Below are 15,442 nucleotides of genomic sequence, written 5' to 3' on the forward strand. Positions count from 1 at the left end.
TCGCCATCAGCGACCTGCACGTCCGCTACGAGGAGAACAGGCGCATCGTCGAGGGACTCCGCCCCCGGTCGGACGGTGACTGGCTGCTGGTCCCCGGTGACCTGGGCGAGGTGTTCGCGGACGTCGAGTGGGCGCTGGACCTGCTCAGCCGGCGGTTCGCGACGGTCGTGTGGGCCCCCGGCAACCACGAGCTGTGGACCCATCCCGACGATCCGGTGCGGCTGCGCGGCCAGGAGCGGTACCGGGGGCTGGTGGAGCTGTGCCGGCGGTACGGCGTCCTCACCCCCGAGGACCCCTATCCGGTCTGGCGGGGCGCGGGCGGCCCGCTCGTCGTCGCGCCGCTGTTCGTGCTGTACGACTACTCCTTCCGGCCCGCCGGGCACACGGCCAAGGGCGCCGCGCTGGAGGCGGCGTACGCGAGCGGGGTGGTGTGCACCGACGAGTTCCTGCTGCACCCGGACCCGTATCCGAGCCGGGAGGCGTGGTGCCGGGCCAGGGTGGAGATCACCGAGGCCCGTCTCGCCGCGGTCCCCGAGGGGCTGCCGATCGTCCTGGTGAACCACTTCCCGCTGGTCCGGCAGCCCACCGAGGTGCTGTGGCATCCGGAGTTCGCACTGTGGTGCGGCACCACCGCCACGGCGGACTGGCACCGGAGGTTCCCGGTGGCGTCCGTGGTCTACGGCCACCTGCACATCCCCCGGCTGCTGTGGATCGACGGGGTGCCGCACCAGGAGGTGTCCCTGGGCTATCCGCGGGAGTGGCTGCGGCGGGCGGGCGTCCCCGGCAGGCTGCGGGAGGTCGTCCTCCCCCGGGTGCGCTCCGGGGGCGCCGCGTGATCGGTGAGCTGCTGCCCCCGCCGGTGGAGACGGCCGAGATGTTCCACGATCCGCCCGGGCAGCGCCTGTTCCCCGAGGAGGAGGCACTGATCAGCGGGGCGGTCGAGAAGCGGCGCCAGGAGTTCCGCACGGTACGGACCTGCGCCTGGGCCGCGCTGCGGCGGCTGGGGATCGACCCCGTCCCGATCCTCCCCGGGCAGCGCGGTGCTCCCCGCTGGCCGGACGGCGTCGTCGGCAGTATGACGCACTGCGCGGGCTACCGCGCGGCGGCCGTGGCGCGCGCCGCCGAGGTGACCGCCGTCGGCGTGGACGCGGAACCCAACGAGCCGCTGCCGCCCGGAGGCGTGCTCGGGCTGGTGGCCCTCCCCGAGGAGCGCGCCCTGCTGGCCTCCCACGCCGCCGACCGGCCCGGAGTGTGCTGGGACCGGTTGCTGTTCAGCGCCAAGGAGAGCGTCTACAAGGCATGGTTCCCGCTCACGAACAGGTGGCTGGACTTCCACGACGCGATGGTCCGCGTCGACCCGTGCGCCGGGACGTTCACGGCACGGATCCTGCTGCCCGCCGGTACCGCTCCGGCCGGAGCCGGCGGGCAGCCGAGCGGTTTCGAGGGGAGATGGCTGGTCCGGGACGGGCTGATCGTGACGGCGATCGCGGTCCTCGGTGTGCGGTGACCCCTGGGACCCGTCGCCGTCAGAGGCGGATACCCAGGCGGGCCCACAGCTCCCGCTCCGATTCGGACGGCGGATGTCCGTCGAGCCGGTCGGGGTGGCCGTCCGGCGGGACGGCGAGCCGGACCGGAGGGTGCGGCTCGCCGGTGCCGCCCGACGCCCCATCCCCCTCCGGCTCATCGGTCCGCCGGGTGTCGGAGGGCGGCGGAGGATACGGCCCCATCACCACGACCGGGTACATGAGCAAGCCGAAGGCCGCCAGGCGGTGACCGATTCGGCGCAGGACGTGCGACAGGCTTCTCATGCGGCGACCTCTCCGGCGCGGCCCGTCCGGGGCTCGGTGCGGGGACCCGCGGCCGTCCCCATATTGCGGGCGGCGTCTGAAGCGAGGTTAAGGGCGCTTCGGCGGCAGTTCGGGCGTGCGGATGTGCTCGGGCCGGAAGCCGAGGCCGACCAGCCGCCCGAAGGTCCGCTTCAGCGGCGCGAACATGCTGACGGCGGCCAGGCCGCGTACGGGGTCGCCGTGCTCTCCGCCCGACTCGCTGATGCGGGCCAGCGTTTTCGCCTGGCGTACCTGGATGGCCTGCATGATCGCCACCGGCCAGGCGCGGCGCTTCTGGACCCACCTGAGGTCGTCGAGCGTCACCCCGCCGTCCCGCAGCCGGGGCGCGAGCCGGTTCGCGGCGGCCACCGCGTCCTGGATCGCGTAGTTCACGCCCACACCACCCGCGGGGGACATGGCGTGCGCGGAGTCGCCGATGTGCAGCAGACCGGGACGGTACCACTGCTTCAGCCGGTTGACCTGCACCGACAGCAGTTTGATCTGGTCCCAGTCGGTCAGTTCCCCCACGGTGGGCGCCAGAACGGGCACGGTGCGCGCGACATCGGTCCGGAACGCGTCGAGACCGCGCTGCTTGATGCGGTCGAACGCGCCCTTGGGCACGATCCAGCCGCACTGGTAGTAGTCGCCCCGGTCGATCGTCAGCATGAGCCGGCCACCGCGCAGGTAGCCCAGCACCGGCTTGGCGTCCGTCTCCTTGGACTGCCGCCACCACAGCACGTCGATCGCCGAGCCGAGCCTGTGGACGGGCAGCCGGTCGTCGTGGCGGATACGGGAGTCGCGTCCGTCCGCGGCGACCACGAGATCACCGCGGAAGAGCATTTCGCGTCCGCCGCGGTGGGCGCGCACACCGGTGACCCGGCCGCCCTCCTCGACCAGACCGGTGGCCTCGGTGTCCATCTCCAGGCGGAAGTGGGGATAGTGCTTGGCCCGCTCGGCGATGAAGTTCAGGAAGTCCCACTGCGGCATCATCACCATGAAGCCGCACCGGGTCGGAAGATGCCGGAAGTCCACCAGGTGGAACTGCCGGTCGCCCACGTTCATCCCGCTCTGCTCGACCTTGGTGTGGGGCAGCTCAAGCAGCTCCTCCAGCAGCCCCAGCTCGTTCATCAGGTCCAGTGTGGAGGGGTGGATGGTGTCACCCCGGAAGTCGCGGAGGAAGTCACCGTGCTTCTCCAGGACGGTCACCCCGACTCCGGCGCGGGCCAGCAGAAACCCGAACATCAGACCGGCCGGTCCGCCGCCGACGACCACGCAGGTGGTGTGGGATTCCCGCGGCGCTGCCTCACTCATGGCATCTGTTCCTCTCCTTCGGATCCTTCGGAGCGCGTTCCCTCCGGAGGTGACGCGTGGTCAGCTCTCGTTACTCAGCGGCTTCCCGGACGGTTGCGGACGACACCCGCTCCTGCCACACTCATCAACAAGTGTTGAACGTGGAAATTCTGTTTGCGTCATAAGTCCTACTGGTGGAGCAATGTCATGACCTCTCAGACCGACAGGCCCGCGCTCGGTGATCCCGGTGCCGTGCCGCCGCCACAACCGGACCGCGCGGCGGCGCGCCGCATGCTGCTGGCGCCCACCCTGCTCGGTCTGTTCCTGGTCCTCGCCTTCGCCGGGCTGACGATCCCCGCACTGCAGAACCCGACGCCCAAGGACCTGCCGGTCGGTGTCGTCGGCCCGCCCGAGGCGGGCAGACAGTTCTCCGCACAGCTCGGCCGGGAGAACGCGGACGCCTTCGACGTCGAGACCTATGCCTCCGCCGACCGGGCCAGGGAGGCCATCCTGGAGCAGGAGATACTCGGCGCGTTCGTCCTGGAGCCCGGCCGCCCTCCGTCGCTGCTGCTGGCCGGCGCCGCCGGGGACGCTCCGACCCGTGCCCTCGAAACCGCCTATGAGAAGGTGACCGAGGCGCTCGGCGCCACCGGCACGGTCGAGAACGTCGCCCCGTTGCCGGAGGAGGACGCCAGGGGCATCAGCGGCTTCCTGCTCTGCGTGGCCCTGGTCATCGGGGCCCTGCTGTTCCAGGCGGTGCTCAGCCTGATGGCCGCCCGGCTTCCGGCCCGCGCGCGGTTCCTCGTCGGCGCCGGCTACGCAGTGATCGCCGGCCTGGTCGGCGCGGTGCTCGCGGGACCGGTCATCGGTGCCCTGACCGGGAACTTCCTGCAACTGGCCGGCATCGCGGTCCTGCTGTCCCTGGCCGTCGTGGGCATCGTCGCCGCCTGTCAGAGCCTGCTGGGAGTGCTCGGTGTCGCCGTCGGCGCGCTGATCGTCCTTCCGCTCGGCGTCTCCTCCTCGGGAGGACCGGTCGAGTACCATTTCCTGCCCGAGTTCTACTCGACCATCTCCCAGTACCTGCCGATGGGGGCGACCGTCACCTTGCTGCGACGCGTGTTCTACTTCGACGGCAACAGCGTCGCCGCGCCGCTGCTGGCGCTGGCCGGGTGGACGGTCGCCGCGTGGCTCATCGCGCTGGTGATGGAGCGGATCCGCCCCTACCGCCCGGCTGTGCTGGTGCTGCCCGTGGGGCGGGCGGGGTGAGTGCCGCGGCCGATGATGCGCCGGTCAGCCGCCGGGAGCTGATCCGGCAGGCGGCGACGGAACTCTTCGCCCAGTGCGGCTTCCGCGGTACCACGATCCGTGCGATCGCCGAGCGGGCCGGGGTGGACCCAGCGCTCGTCATGCACTACTTCGGCTCCAAGGAGAAGGTCTTCTCCGCTGTGATCCGGGAGGCGATGCGGGCGGAGACGTTCCTGCCGGAGGTGCTCGACGGCACGGACGAGGACCTGGGACGCAGGCTGCTGCGCGCTTTCCTCCGGCGCTGGGAGGACCCGGACACACAGCCGCTGCTGCTGGTGGTCTTCCGGTCGGCCATGGAACACCCCGAGGCGTCCCGGTTGTTCAGGGAGGTGGCCAGCGGAGAGATCCTGCTGCCGCTGGCCGACCGGCTGGAGACACCGGAACCGCAACTGCGGGCGGTCGCCCTCGGTTCGCTGCTTGTCGGCCTCGTCTCAGGCCGCTACGTCGTGCGCGTCGAGTCGCTGGCCGACATGACCCTCGACGCGGTCGTCGACCTGTTCGGCCCGTACGCCGAGCAGATGATCAGTGGCCGGGGTGATGTGGACGCCCCGGTACCGGGAACCCTCCGAGGAGCACCGGGGGTCGGGGCGGAGTCGGCCCCCTCGGGGGCGAGGGACTGAAGAAGGCGTTCGCCGCGCCGCGCCCGGGCCTCGGAGGCGAAGCCGGGCAAGGCCCGCGTCACCGCCGGGGTGACCGGCTGGGTGCCGGCCGGTTTCGATGTCAGACCCACCGGCGGGTGCCGCGGCATCGGTTCCGGTGAGGTCTTCGGCAGGTCGTCGATGCGCACTGCAGTCGCGAGGGGGTCCGTCTCGGTCGTCACACACCGAATCCGGACGCCCTCGTGCTGCCCCCGCAGCCACCCCTTGGCACCAGCCGTCCAGGGCAGGGCTGGCCGGAACCGTCCCATGGACGGCGTCCGGAGGCATCCCGCCAACGCCGCAACCCGGGCGCGGGCAGGAGCCCGGGAAGGAAGACAGAGGGGCGCGCTCCCGGGGGACGCCACGCGGATGACGGGCCGGTGATACGAGACGTAAGGGGGCGCACCCCTGGGTGGAAGGGGGGTGTGCCGCCCGGTTAGGGGAGGGGATAGGGGTTCTAAAGGCGGTATCAAGTCTCCTAGTGTCCTGAACATGCCTGGTGCTGATCAGTGCCGGGCGTGCGCCTCGACTCTTCTGGGGCGGAGATCCAACGGGGAATCGGCTGCCGACGGTGGAGACGATCCATCACCGGCCAGAAGCCGATGGGATACTTCAGGAAGAGGCTTGCATGGAGTACGAGATACTTGGGCCGCTGAGAGTGACTGACGGGGACGGCAGTTACTTCATCAATGCCAAGAAAATGCAGGTCCTGCTGACGCTGCTGCTCATCCGGGCCAGGCAGGTGGTGACCATAGACGAAGCAATCGCCGAAATCTGGGGAAACGACCCGCCACGCAGGGCTACCGCCGGCATCCACGTCTACATCTCGCAGTTGCGCAAATTCCTGGACCGGCCCGGCCGGTCCGAGAGCCCGATCCTGACCCGTCCTCCCGGTTACCTCCTCCAGCTCGGTGACGACCAGCTCGACGTTCACCAGTTCCAGGAGCTGATGCACCGGGGGCGCGGGTATCTGGAGTCCGGGCAGCACGCCGAGGCGTCCACCGTCTTCGAAGGCGCGCTTGCCCTCTGGCGCGGTCCGGTGCTCGGCGACCTGTGCGCCGGACCCATCCTGGAAGGCTTCGCCACCTGGATGCAGGAGACCCGTCTGGAGTGCGTCGAACTGCTGGTGGAGACCCAGCTCTCTCTGGGACGCCACCGTGAACTGGTGGGGCGCCTGTACTCGCTCACCGCCGAACACCCCCTGCGCGAGGCGTTCTACCGGCAGCTCATGCTTGCCCTCAGCCGCTCCGAGCGGCAGGCCGACGCACTGCGCGTCTACCAGCAGGCGAGGAACACCCTCAACGAGGAACTCGGCCTCGAACCCTGCCGTGCGCTGCGGGAGCTGCAACGCGCGATCCTGGTCGACGACGAACGCCTCAAGGCCGCCACCGCGGCGTGACCACGGGCGGAAACCGCAACGGAACCGGGAACGGAACGCCCGGCAAGGACCGCGGGGCGGTCACACCGGAGCGCTGTTGACGGATCGGCGCCGGAGACGCCGAGGAGCGCTTGTGCTCTTCGGGACCGAGCGCACGTGGACGATCGGTGGGCGGCCAGTCCTCCACCGGTCGTGCCACCTGACGGAAGCATATCGAGGAGCCGGTCGCCTCCCGGATTCATGAGTCGCCGTGCACCCCGGTGGCGACACCCGACAGCGACCCCGTCGCGGACCCCGGCCGAGCTTTGGCGCCGCTTTAGGCCCGTTGCGGAGCCTTGCGGGGGCAAGTGCCGTATCCCGACGACCCGGTGACGGAAAGAGCCTGATCGGATGACGACCACCACCTCGCGGACCGGGCAGCCGCCGGACCGTTGCGCCCGGGGGATCGGCCACCTCGGACGGCACCTGCTGGGACGGGCGCGCAGGCGTCCGGCGGTGGACCCGGACGGCACCGTCCGGGGCGGGGTGCCCGGCGACGACGGGGCCGAGGACGTCGATGCGGCGGACAGCCACCTGGGCGAGACCCTCGGGGCGTTCCGGCGAGTGACCAATCGGATCGGCCCGCGGGGCGTGCCGCTGCGGCGGTCGGCAAGAACGAGACCGACCTCGTCGTCCGCGTGCTGCCCGAGCATCCCCGTATGACCCTGCGCGAGGACGACCCCGTGCGGATGGCCGCCTGCCGGTGGCCCGGGCACGGGGATCCGGCGGGGTCGGCGAAGTACCTCAGCACCGCTGCCGACCGTCTGGTGGCCGCCGGCCACCGGCGTACCGCGAGGAGCCGCGCGGTGGCCGGGTGTCATCCGCGCAACGGCTTCGCCCGGTGGTCCGGCGGTGATGACGGTGCCCGGTTCCGGCACGGCCCGACGGAACCGCCGTCACCTCCGGACCACACGGAACTCGACGCGGCCGCGGTGCCCGGCAGCAGCACCGGAGCGGCTTCGGGCCGGCCCGGGCCCGGATCGGCGGCTCGCTCACGCGCCCCTCCCCGTTCCGCGCAGCGCGCCACCGGCCCGTGGAGCACTCCGCTGTCGTCTCCGTGAACAGGCGAGCACAACGCGGATCTCCATCAGCGACCAGAGCACCCCGGAGAGCCGGGCGGCCACTCCCGGCAGGCCACGGTCGGCAAGGACCCATAAGCCACACCCGGCCCTCCCGGGCCGCCCGACGACTTACGGAGGACACATGACCGGCCGCTTCGACGCCGAGCACCAGTTGTGGACACGGAACTTCCACCCGGCGCCGCCCGGTGCGCCGCGTCTGCTCTGCCTGCCGCACGCAGGAGGATCCGCAAGCTTCTACTTCCCCCTTTCGAAGGCGCTGGCGCCCGAGGTGGACGTCCTCGCGGTGCAGTACCCGGGCCGCCAGGACCGGAGGCTGGAGCCCCCCGCCGAATCCATCGGGGCGCTCGCGGACGGGCTGTGCCGTGTGCTGGAGAAGGGGGAGGACGTCCCGCTGGCCATTTTCGGACACAGCATGGGCGCCCTCGTCGGTTTCGAGCTGGCACGGCGCCTGGAGGCGGAGGGACGACCCCCCGCGGCGCTCTTCGTCTCCGGACGCCGGGGCCCGGCCACGGAGCGGGACGAGACCGTTCACACGCGTGACGACGCGGGGCTGATCGCGGAGGTGAGGAGCCTCGGCGGCACCGATCTCACCGCGCTGCAGGACGAGGACCTGGTGGAGATGATCCTGCCGGTGCTCCGTGCCGACTACCGGGTGGTGGAGACCTACCGGCGCGGCCCCGGACCGCGGCTGAGCTGTCCGATCACCGTGATGACCGGCGACAACGATCCCAAGGTCACCTCCGAGGAGGCCTGGGCCTGGGCCCAGGAGACCAGTGGACCCTTCGAGGTCCTGGTCCACCCCGGGGGGCACTTCTACCTCACTTCGCGGCAGGAGGCCGTGATCGCCCAGATCGCAGCCCGGATGCGGCAGACGGTTCCGGCTCCGGGAACCGCGGTGTGAGTCGCCCGCTCGGCGATGGACCACCCGGGGCGTTCGGCTGTTCAGCGAGGTGACCGGCGGCGGATCCCGCTGCCGTCGGCCAACCGCCCCGGGGTGCCTCTATGTCCTCCGCCAAGCGAGGCGGGGTGTTCCGGGCTGGTGGAAGGGGTTGCCGCGGAGCATCGCGAACAGCACGCCGATGCGGTGGCGGGCCAAGGGGAGGAGGACCTGGGTGTGGGTCTTCCCGAAGGCCCGGCACCGGTCGTAGGAGGTGCGGGAGGCGGGATCGTGCAGGGCGGCGAACGCGGAGAGGAGCATCGCCCGTTTCAGCTACCGGTTGCCCCCGGGCGCGTGCTCGCCCTGGACGAAGGTTCCTGGCGACGTGGTCGTCGGGGCGAGGTCGGTGTCGAAGCCCACCGGCACGGTCGGCTCGGCGGTGGTCTCGTCGGCCGGCTGAGGCGGGCGCGGGGTGTGCGGCATCATGCGGGCCGCGTCCGCTGGTCACCGCGGCGTCCTTCGCGTCGGTCCTCGTCTCGCCCGGATACGGGTCGGCGATCCGCCGCATGGCCAGGCCCGGCAGGTAGGCGGCCTGGCAGCCCGCGTTCCGGGCGACCGTGAGCGGGCGACCGTGAGCGGGAGGGCTCCGATGGAGGCGGACTGGTCCACGATCACCAGGGCGGTGCCGAACCCCGCGGTGAGCTCGTCGAACAGGGCCCGCAGCATGGTCTCGCTACCGGGCAGGAGCTTGTCGAAGGCCTTCGTGCCGGCCGGGGCGAGCCGGTGCCCGTGGTGGGTGCTCCCGCCGACGTCCGGGCCGAGGAAGACGCCCACGTCGTCGGTGTCGTCCACCCCGTCCCCCGGACGGCGTCTCCCGGACCCGGTGGCACCGCCCCCAGGTCATCCGATCGTCAGGGGGAACAGTCATGCCGGGCCCGGGAGTCGGCGGTCCTCTTGTGGGACCGCGAAGAACATGACGGGGGGCGGCCGCCGTGGTTCCCTGCCCGTCGCCCCCGTCTCCGGACGCTGCGTCGTCGGCGCCGATCCGCCGGCAGCCCTGCCCCTGGACGCGGCGGTGGGCTTGTCCGGCCCCCGCGCCGGCCGGGTGCTCGGCGTCCGGCCCGGCACCGCACGCGGGAACCGGGCCGGCAGTCGGTCAGGACCTGCGCACCAGCGTGCCGTCGAGCAGGGACTGGACGATCTGTGGCCGCTGAAGCTTCCCGCTCGGGGTCTTCGGCAGCGTGCCCCGCGGCACGATCTCCACCCGGTCGGGGCGCAGACCGGTCTCGGCCGTCACCAGGTCCACGATGCTCTTCGCCAGCAGCTCCGCCTGGTGCTGGTCGGCGTGCACTCTGGACTCGGCGACGATGGTCAGTGCCTCGGTGCCCAGCTCGGCGTCGGGACAGCCGACCGCCGCGACAGCACCGGGCTGCACGCCCTCCGCGTTCGCCGCGGCCCCCTCGAAGACGTACGGGTGGTAGTTGCGGCCCGCGATGATGACCACGTCCTTGACACGGCCCGTCACGTACAGGTGCTCACCGTCGCGGAAGCCCTGGTCGCCGGTGTGCAGCCAACCGTCCTTCAGGACCTTGGCGGTCTCCTCCGGCTGCCGGTAGTACCCGCTCATCAGCGACGGACTGCTCACCAGGATGTCGCCCTGCGTCCGGTCGGGCACCTCGACGCCCTCCGCGTCCACCACCCGGATCTCGGTGCCGGACATCGGGGGGCCGGAGGAGACCAGTTCCTGCCGGTCCGGGTCGTCCGGACCCGCCGGAACCGCCTCACCGGTGGCGGCCAGCACGTCGCGGCGGATCGTGAGGGTGGTCAGCGGGTTCCCCGGCATGTTCATGCTCGCGGCCAGGACCACCTCGGCCATGCCGTAGCAGGGCATCATCGCCCGGTCCCGGTAACCGTAGGGGCGCATGCGGTCGGTGAACGCCCGCAGTGTCGCCGCGTTGACGACCTCGGCGCCGTTGCCGGCCACCCGCCAGGAGCTCAGGTCCAGGCCCGCCAGCTTCTCGTCCGGCACCTTCGTCACACACAGTTGGTAGGCGAAATTCGGCGCCGAGGTGAACGTTCCCCGGTAGCGGTGCATCGTCCACAGCCACCGTTCGGGGCGCAGCGCGAACGACAGCGGCGGCATCGACACCACCGGCAGCCCGTGCAGCAGGGGCGCGAGGTTGAGGCCGATCATGCCCATGTCGTGGTGGAGGGGCAGCCAGCTCACGAACAAGTCGCCCTCGCGGAAGGCGCGTTCGCCGATCGCCCGCACGTTCGCCATGATCGCGTCGTGGGTGAGGACCACTCCGCGGCTGTTGCCCGTGGTGCCGGAGGTGAACTGCAGCAGGGCGATGTCGTCGGCGCTCGCCCGCACCGATCCCGGAAGGTAGCCCCCCTCGAACGGCGGCTCGACGATCGTCACGCCCGCCTCCGCGCACGGCTCGGCCACCGCGTCGCGGAATGCCGGAGAGGCCACCAGGACCTTCGCCCCGGCCCTGTCGAACAGCAGCCGCAGCCGGCCGGCCCAGCGCTGCCGCCGCATCGTCGCCAGCGGCGGCTCGGAGACGAACGGGACGGCGCCCAGCAGGAAGCAGCCGTGGATCGCCGTGTGCGCGTCGACGCTGGTGTCCAGGCAGATGCCCACCCGGTCCCCGGGCTTCACGCCGTGCTCGGCGAGTGCGGTCGCCGCGGCGGCGGCTCGTTCCGCGAGCTCGGCGGCCGTCAACCGGATCGGCTCACCCGCCTTCTCCTCGACGTAGATGACCGGCCGGTCGGGATCCCGCTCGGCGAGTTCGAGGAGCGCCGCCCCGATCGTCGGCGCGGACGTCAGCGGGACGGGCCCGGCCTCCTCGTCGAGTCGGAAGCCCGCCCTGTCCCCGTGTACGTCCTCGGTCGTTGCGACAGAAGTCATGAACTCATCCCCATGTGCTCGATGCTGTGGTACGCCGCGTCCTTGAGAGACCGGACGCTGAAGTCAGGGAAATGCGGAACATTTTTCCGCGTCGACCAGGCGCCCCGATGAAAAACCTGGCATGCCCGCGCGGAGCATACGACGAACATTCACGATGCATGCGTAATCCCGGGAAAGTCAAGCCGGTTGCGCGCCAGTTCGAATGGCTTTAGGGATGCTTAAGTAGCGCGTTGGCGAAGCTGCGAACACTGGGGTTCGGACAGTTGCCCCACAATGGCTCACGTCCTGTTGGTACTGGTGATGCGCTGGTGCGTGACCCTGGGGCGGCACCCGCTTCTTCGAACGCAAAGGACGCTCGTGCTCGCACTCGTCTTCCCTGGCCAAGGTTCGCAGCGTCGAGGCATGGGAGCACAACTCTTCGCCGCATACCCGGAACTCGTGGCACAGGCCGACGAGATCCTCGGATACTCGGTGGAAAGCCTCTGCCTGGCCGACGAAGACCGGTTGCTCGATCAGACGCAATATACGCAGCCCGCCCTGTTCGTCGTCAACGCGTTGAGTTTTTTTCAGCGCATGGACGGCGCCGAGCCGCCCCCGGACTTCGTGGCCGGCCACAGTTTGGGGGAGTACAACGCACTGCTGGCCGCCGGGGTGTTCGACTTCGCCACGGGCCTGCGGCTCGTCAAGAAGCGCGGCGAACTCATGGCCCGGGTGACCGACGGCGGGATGGCCGCGGTCGTCGGCTTGACGGCCGGACAGGTCTCCGACCTCCTGCGCGAGCCGGGGCTCGAGAGCCTGTCCGTCGCCAACTACAACAACCCCACCCAGACGGTCATCGCCGGCCCGCGTGCCGATGTGGAGGCCGCCCGCGCGGTGTTCGAGGGCGCCGGCGCGGGCCTCTACACGGTGCTGCGGGTCAGCGGAGCCTTCCACTCGCCGCACATGGAGAGCGTCAGGGACGAATTCGCCGCCTTCCTCGCCGACTTCACGTTCGCCGAACCCACCGTCCCGGTCGTCTCCAACGTCACGGCGCGCCCGTACGGCCCTGACGTCGCCGACGCGCTCGTCCGCCAGCTCACCCACCCCGTCCGCTGGACGGACAGCGTGCGGTACCTGATCGACCAGGGCGTCGAGGACATCCGGCAGATCGGCCCCGGCCGGGCGCTGAGCGGACTGGTGCAGGCCATCCAGAAGGACGCCCAGGCCCAGCGGGACGGGCAGGGGACGTCCACCGGGACGGCGACCGAGGCGGCGTCGGCACCGGCGCCCGACGCACCCGCGGCAGCCGTGCCGCGGACAACTCCCACCGCCGAGCTGCGGCTCCGCCGCCCCGAACGCCGCCGGGCCGCGACCCCGCAGTCCGCACGCGACGATGGGGACACGCTGTTCACCCTGCTGTTCGAGGAGTTGAAGGAGGCCCTCACCCGGGTCGTCCGCTTCGACCCGCGCCGCTTGACACCCGAAACGGAACTCAGCGCCCTCGGCTTCGACTCCCTCAAGCTCATCGAGTTCGCCGACCACCTCACCCGGGAGCTGGGCGTCGACCTCACACCGCAGGTGTTCTTCGAGCACTTCACCGTCGGCGCGTTCACCCGCCACCTGGTCACCGAGCACCGCGAGCGCATCGCCGCCCGCTACGGTGCGACGGCGCCCGGCACCGCGGCGGCCTCGGCACCGGAGACGGGGGAGCCCGTCGGCGCGCCCGCCCCCGTGGCCGCGGTCCGCCCGATCAGCGACGAGGCACGGCCCGGCACGGCAGTCGCCATCGTCGGCCTCAGCGCCGTCCTGCCCGGTTCCGAGGACGTCGAGGAGTTCTGGCAGCACCTCGTCGCGGGAACGGAACTGGTCACCGAGATACCGCCCGACCGGTGGGCAGCGTGGGCCGACGAGGAACCGCCGCGCCGCGCGTACGGCGCGCTGCTGAAGGCCGTCGACGCCTTCGACTGCCGTTTCTTCGGCATCTCGCCCAGCGAAGCCGAACTGATGGACCCGCACCAGCGGATCCTCATGGAAACGGTGTGGAAGGCCATCGAGGACGCCGGCCGACGCCCCGGCGAACTCGCCGGAACCCGCACCGGCCTGTTCGCCGGACACGGCTCGATGGACTGGCTGGACGTGCTCTCGCACAGCGCGGCCGGGGTCCAGTCCCACACCGCGACGGGCCTGTCCCACGCGATCCTCCCCAACCGGATCTCCCACCACCTGGACCTGCACGGTCCCAGCGAGGCGATCGACACCGCCTGTTCCTCCTCGCTCGTCGCCGTGCACCGCGCCGTGGCGAGCCTGAGGGAGGGGGAGTGCGACCTCGCCATCGCCGCGGGTGTCAACCTGCTGCTGAGCCCGGTGCCCTACACCTCGTTCCAGAAGGCGGGCATGCTCGCCCCCGACGGGCACTGCAAGACCTTCGACCGCGCCGCCGACGGCTACGTCCGCGGCGAGGGCGCCGTCGCCGTCGTGCTCAAGCCGCTGGAGCGGGCCCTGGCCGACGGCGACCACGTCCATGCCGTCATCCGCGGCAGCGCCGTCAACCACGGCGGGCGCAGCGCCTCGCTCACCGCTCCCAACCCGGACGCGCAGGCCGATCTCGTCGCCACCGCCTGGCGCCACGCGGGGCTGGACCCGGCGACCGCGACCTACGTCGAGGCGCACGGCACGGGCACCAGCCTGGGTGACCCCATCGAGATCGAAGGGCTGAAGAAGGCGTTCGCCACGCTCTACCGGGAATGGGGCCACCCCGCCCCCTCGACGCCGCACGTGGGCATCGGCTCGGTCAAGACCTCCATCGGCCACCTGGAGGCCGCCGCCGGCCTGGCCGGTGTCGTGAAGATGGTGCAGGCCCTGCGGTACGGACGGCTGCCCGCCCTGCGGCACTTCGGGGAACTGAACCCTTTCGTCCGCCTGGACGGCAGCCCGCTGCGCATCGTGGACACCACCACCGAGTGGGAGCGGCTGAGGGACGCCGAGGGTGCCGAGATCCCCCGCCGCTGCGGAGTCAGCTCCTTCGGGTTCGGCGGCACCAACGCCCACGTCGTACTGGAGGAGTTCGTCCCTCGGACGGCGCCCTCCGACGCGTCCGGCGAGGCCGGGCGGGCGCACGCGGGCCCGCACCTGGTGCCCCTGTCGGCCCGCACCCCCGAAGCACTGCGCCGCTCCGCGCGGGCGCTCGTGGACTGGCTCGACGTGCACCACCCCCGGGGAGGCTCACCCGACTTCGACCTGACGGCGCTGGCCGACACGCTCCAGTCCGGCCGGGAGGCGATGACCGAACGGCTCGCACTCGTCGTCGACGACGCCGACGACCTGTACGACGGTCTCGTGCGGTTCCTGCGCGGCGAGGGGAGCGGGGAGGGCGTCCACACGGGCAGCGCCGCGGGCGCCGCGGCGCTCTCCCGAGCGCTGTTGGAGGGCGCGGAGGGCACTGCCTACTTCTCCGCACTGGTCCGGGCCGGGGCCGTGGACAAGCTGGCCCAACTGTGGGTCGCCGGCGCCGAGCTGGACTGGGCGGCGGTGCGCGGGCAGCGTCCCGTGCGCAGGCTGCCCCTGCCCACCTACCCCTTCGAGCGGCGCCGGTGCTGGCCGCAGGACCTCGGGCCGCACGGCACGTCGGGCGACCCCGCGATCCCACCCGCCCCGGCCGTCGCGCCGCCGGCCGCCGTCGCACAGGCCGCGCCGGCCGGTGCGGCGGTGACGGACGCGCAGGTGCGCGACCACCTGGTGACCCTGTTCGCCCAGACCCTCGGATGGCGTCCCGAGGAGGTCGACCCGGCCGCCGGATTCGACGAACTCGGTCTGAACTCCCTGGTGATCGAGAAGCTGCGGCGGCGGCTGGTCGACCACTACGGCCCCTTCGACACCACCACGTTCTACGTCTACAAGAACCTCGGCGACCTGGCCCGGCACGTCGCCGAGCGGGCCCGCGACCTGCCCGCCCCGGCCCCGGCCCCGGCGGAGACCACGCCGCCCGCCCCCGCGACGGCGGCCGCCACCGCCGCCCCGGCCGCCCGCCCCGCCCTTTCGGCGTCCGGCGGCGGGAGCGCCCCCGACGGGGGCATCGCGATCATCGGAATGAGCGGCCGCTACCCCGGCGCCCTGACGC

10 protein-coding genes and 1 pseudogene are annotated in these 15,442 nt (G+C 71.8%); 8 read left to right on the plus strand and 3 right to left on the minus strand.

Annotated features, from left to right (window positions below; all coding sequences use genetic code 11):
- Both VE546_RS03655 and VE546_RS03660 read left to right on the plus strand, forming a co-directional pair.
- On the plus strand, nucleotides 1-836 hold an 836-nt coding region (locus VE546_RS03655), incomplete at its 5' end, for a metallophosphoesterase (protein WP_324918190.1).
- The gene (locus VE546_RS03660) at nucleotides 833-1,507 is read left to right on the plus strand and encodes a 4'-phosphopantetheinyl transferase family protein (RefSeq protein WP_324918192.1); all 675 of its coding nucleotides are present in this window, start codon (nucleotides 833-835) and stop codon (nucleotides 1,505-1,507) included. The genes VE546_RS03655 and VE546_RS03660, both read left to right, overlap by 4 nt.
- 388 nt (nucleotides 1,508-1,895) lie before the next feature.
- Here VE546_RS03660 and VE546_RS03665 read toward each other — a convergent pair whose 3' ends face one another.
- Nucleotides 1,896-3,137 (minus strand): FAD-dependent oxidoreductase, encoded by a 1,242-nt coding sequence (locus VE546_RS03665; RefSeq protein ID WP_324918195.1) that lies wholly within the window; start codon nucleotides 3,135-3,137, stop codon nucleotides 1,896-1,898.
- Between the two features lie 186 nt (nucleotides 3,138-3,323).
- Here VE546_RS03665 and VE546_RS03670 point away from each other — a divergent pair, with 186 nt between their 5' ends.
- The 5 genes from VE546_RS03670 (at nucleotide 3,324) to VE546_RS03690 (ending at nucleotide 8,459) form a co-directional block, all read left to right on the plus strand.
- Nucleotides 3,324-4,382: a hypothetical protein gene (locus tag VE546_RS03670; RefSeq protein WP_324918198.1), complete on the plus strand. Its 1,059-nt coding sequence runs from the start codon at nucleotides 3,324-3,326 to the stop codon at nucleotides 4,380-4,382.
- Nucleotides 4,379-5,041 (plus strand): TetR/AcrR family transcriptional regulator, encoded by a 663-nt coding sequence (locus tag VE546_RS03675; RefSeq protein WP_324918201.1) that lies wholly within the window; start codon nucleotides 4,379-4,381, stop codon nucleotides 5,039-5,041. The genes VE546_RS03670 and VE546_RS03675 overlap by 4 nt, the downstream gene beginning before the upstream one ends.
- A 646-nt stretch (nucleotides 5,042-5,687) precedes the next feature.
- Nucleotides 5,688-6,458, plus strand: a complete 771-nt coding sequence (locus VE546_RS03680) for an AfsR/SARP family transcriptional regulator (RefSeq protein WP_324918204.1) — start codon at nucleotides 5,688-5,690, stop codon at nucleotides 6,456-6,458.
- A 369-nt stretch (nucleotides 6,459-6,827) separates the two neighbouring features.
- Nucleotides 6,828-7,139 (plus strand): hypothetical protein, encoded by a 312-nt coding sequence (locus VE546_RS03685; RefSeq protein WP_324918207.1) that lies wholly within the window; start codon nucleotides 6,828-6,830, stop codon nucleotides 7,137-7,139.
- A gap of 540 nt (nucleotides 7,140-7,679) precedes the next feature.
- Nucleotides 7,680-8,459 carry a thioesterase II family protein gene (locus tag VE546_RS03690; RefSeq protein ID WP_324918210.1) on the plus strand — a complete coding sequence of 260 codons (780 nt, stop codon included), beginning with the start codon at nucleotides 7,680-7,682 and terminating at the stop codon, nucleotides 8,457-8,459.
- A gap of 99 nt (nucleotides 8,460-8,558) precedes the next feature.
- Here VE546_RS03690 and VE546_RS03695 read toward each other — a convergent pair.
- Both VE546_RS03695 and VE546_RS03700 read right to left on the minus strand, forming a co-directional pair.
- Nucleotides 8,559-9,287, minus strand: a pseudogene (locus VE546_RS03695) (IS110 family transposase).
- Nucleotides 9,288-9,591: 304 nt separating this feature from the next.
- Entirely contained in the window at nucleotides 9,592-11,346 is a 1,755-nt protein-coding gene (locus VE546_RS03700; protein WP_324918212.1) for a fatty acyl-AMP ligase, read from the minus strand.
- A gap of 402 nt (nucleotides 11,347-11,748) precedes the next feature.
- On the opposite strand from VE546_RS03700, the gene fabD reads away from it, so the two are divergent.
- Nucleotides 11,749-15,442, plus strand: a 3,694-nt coding sequence (gene fabD / locus VE546_RS03705) for an ACP S-malonyltransferase (protein WP_324918215.1), incomplete at its 3' end; no start/stop codon positions are given.

It is taken from the genome of Streptomyces sp., assembly GCF_035644915.1.
In the GTDB taxonomy this organism is placed as follows: Bacteria; Actinomycetota; Actinomycetes; order Streptomycetales; family Streptomycetaceae; genus Streptomyces.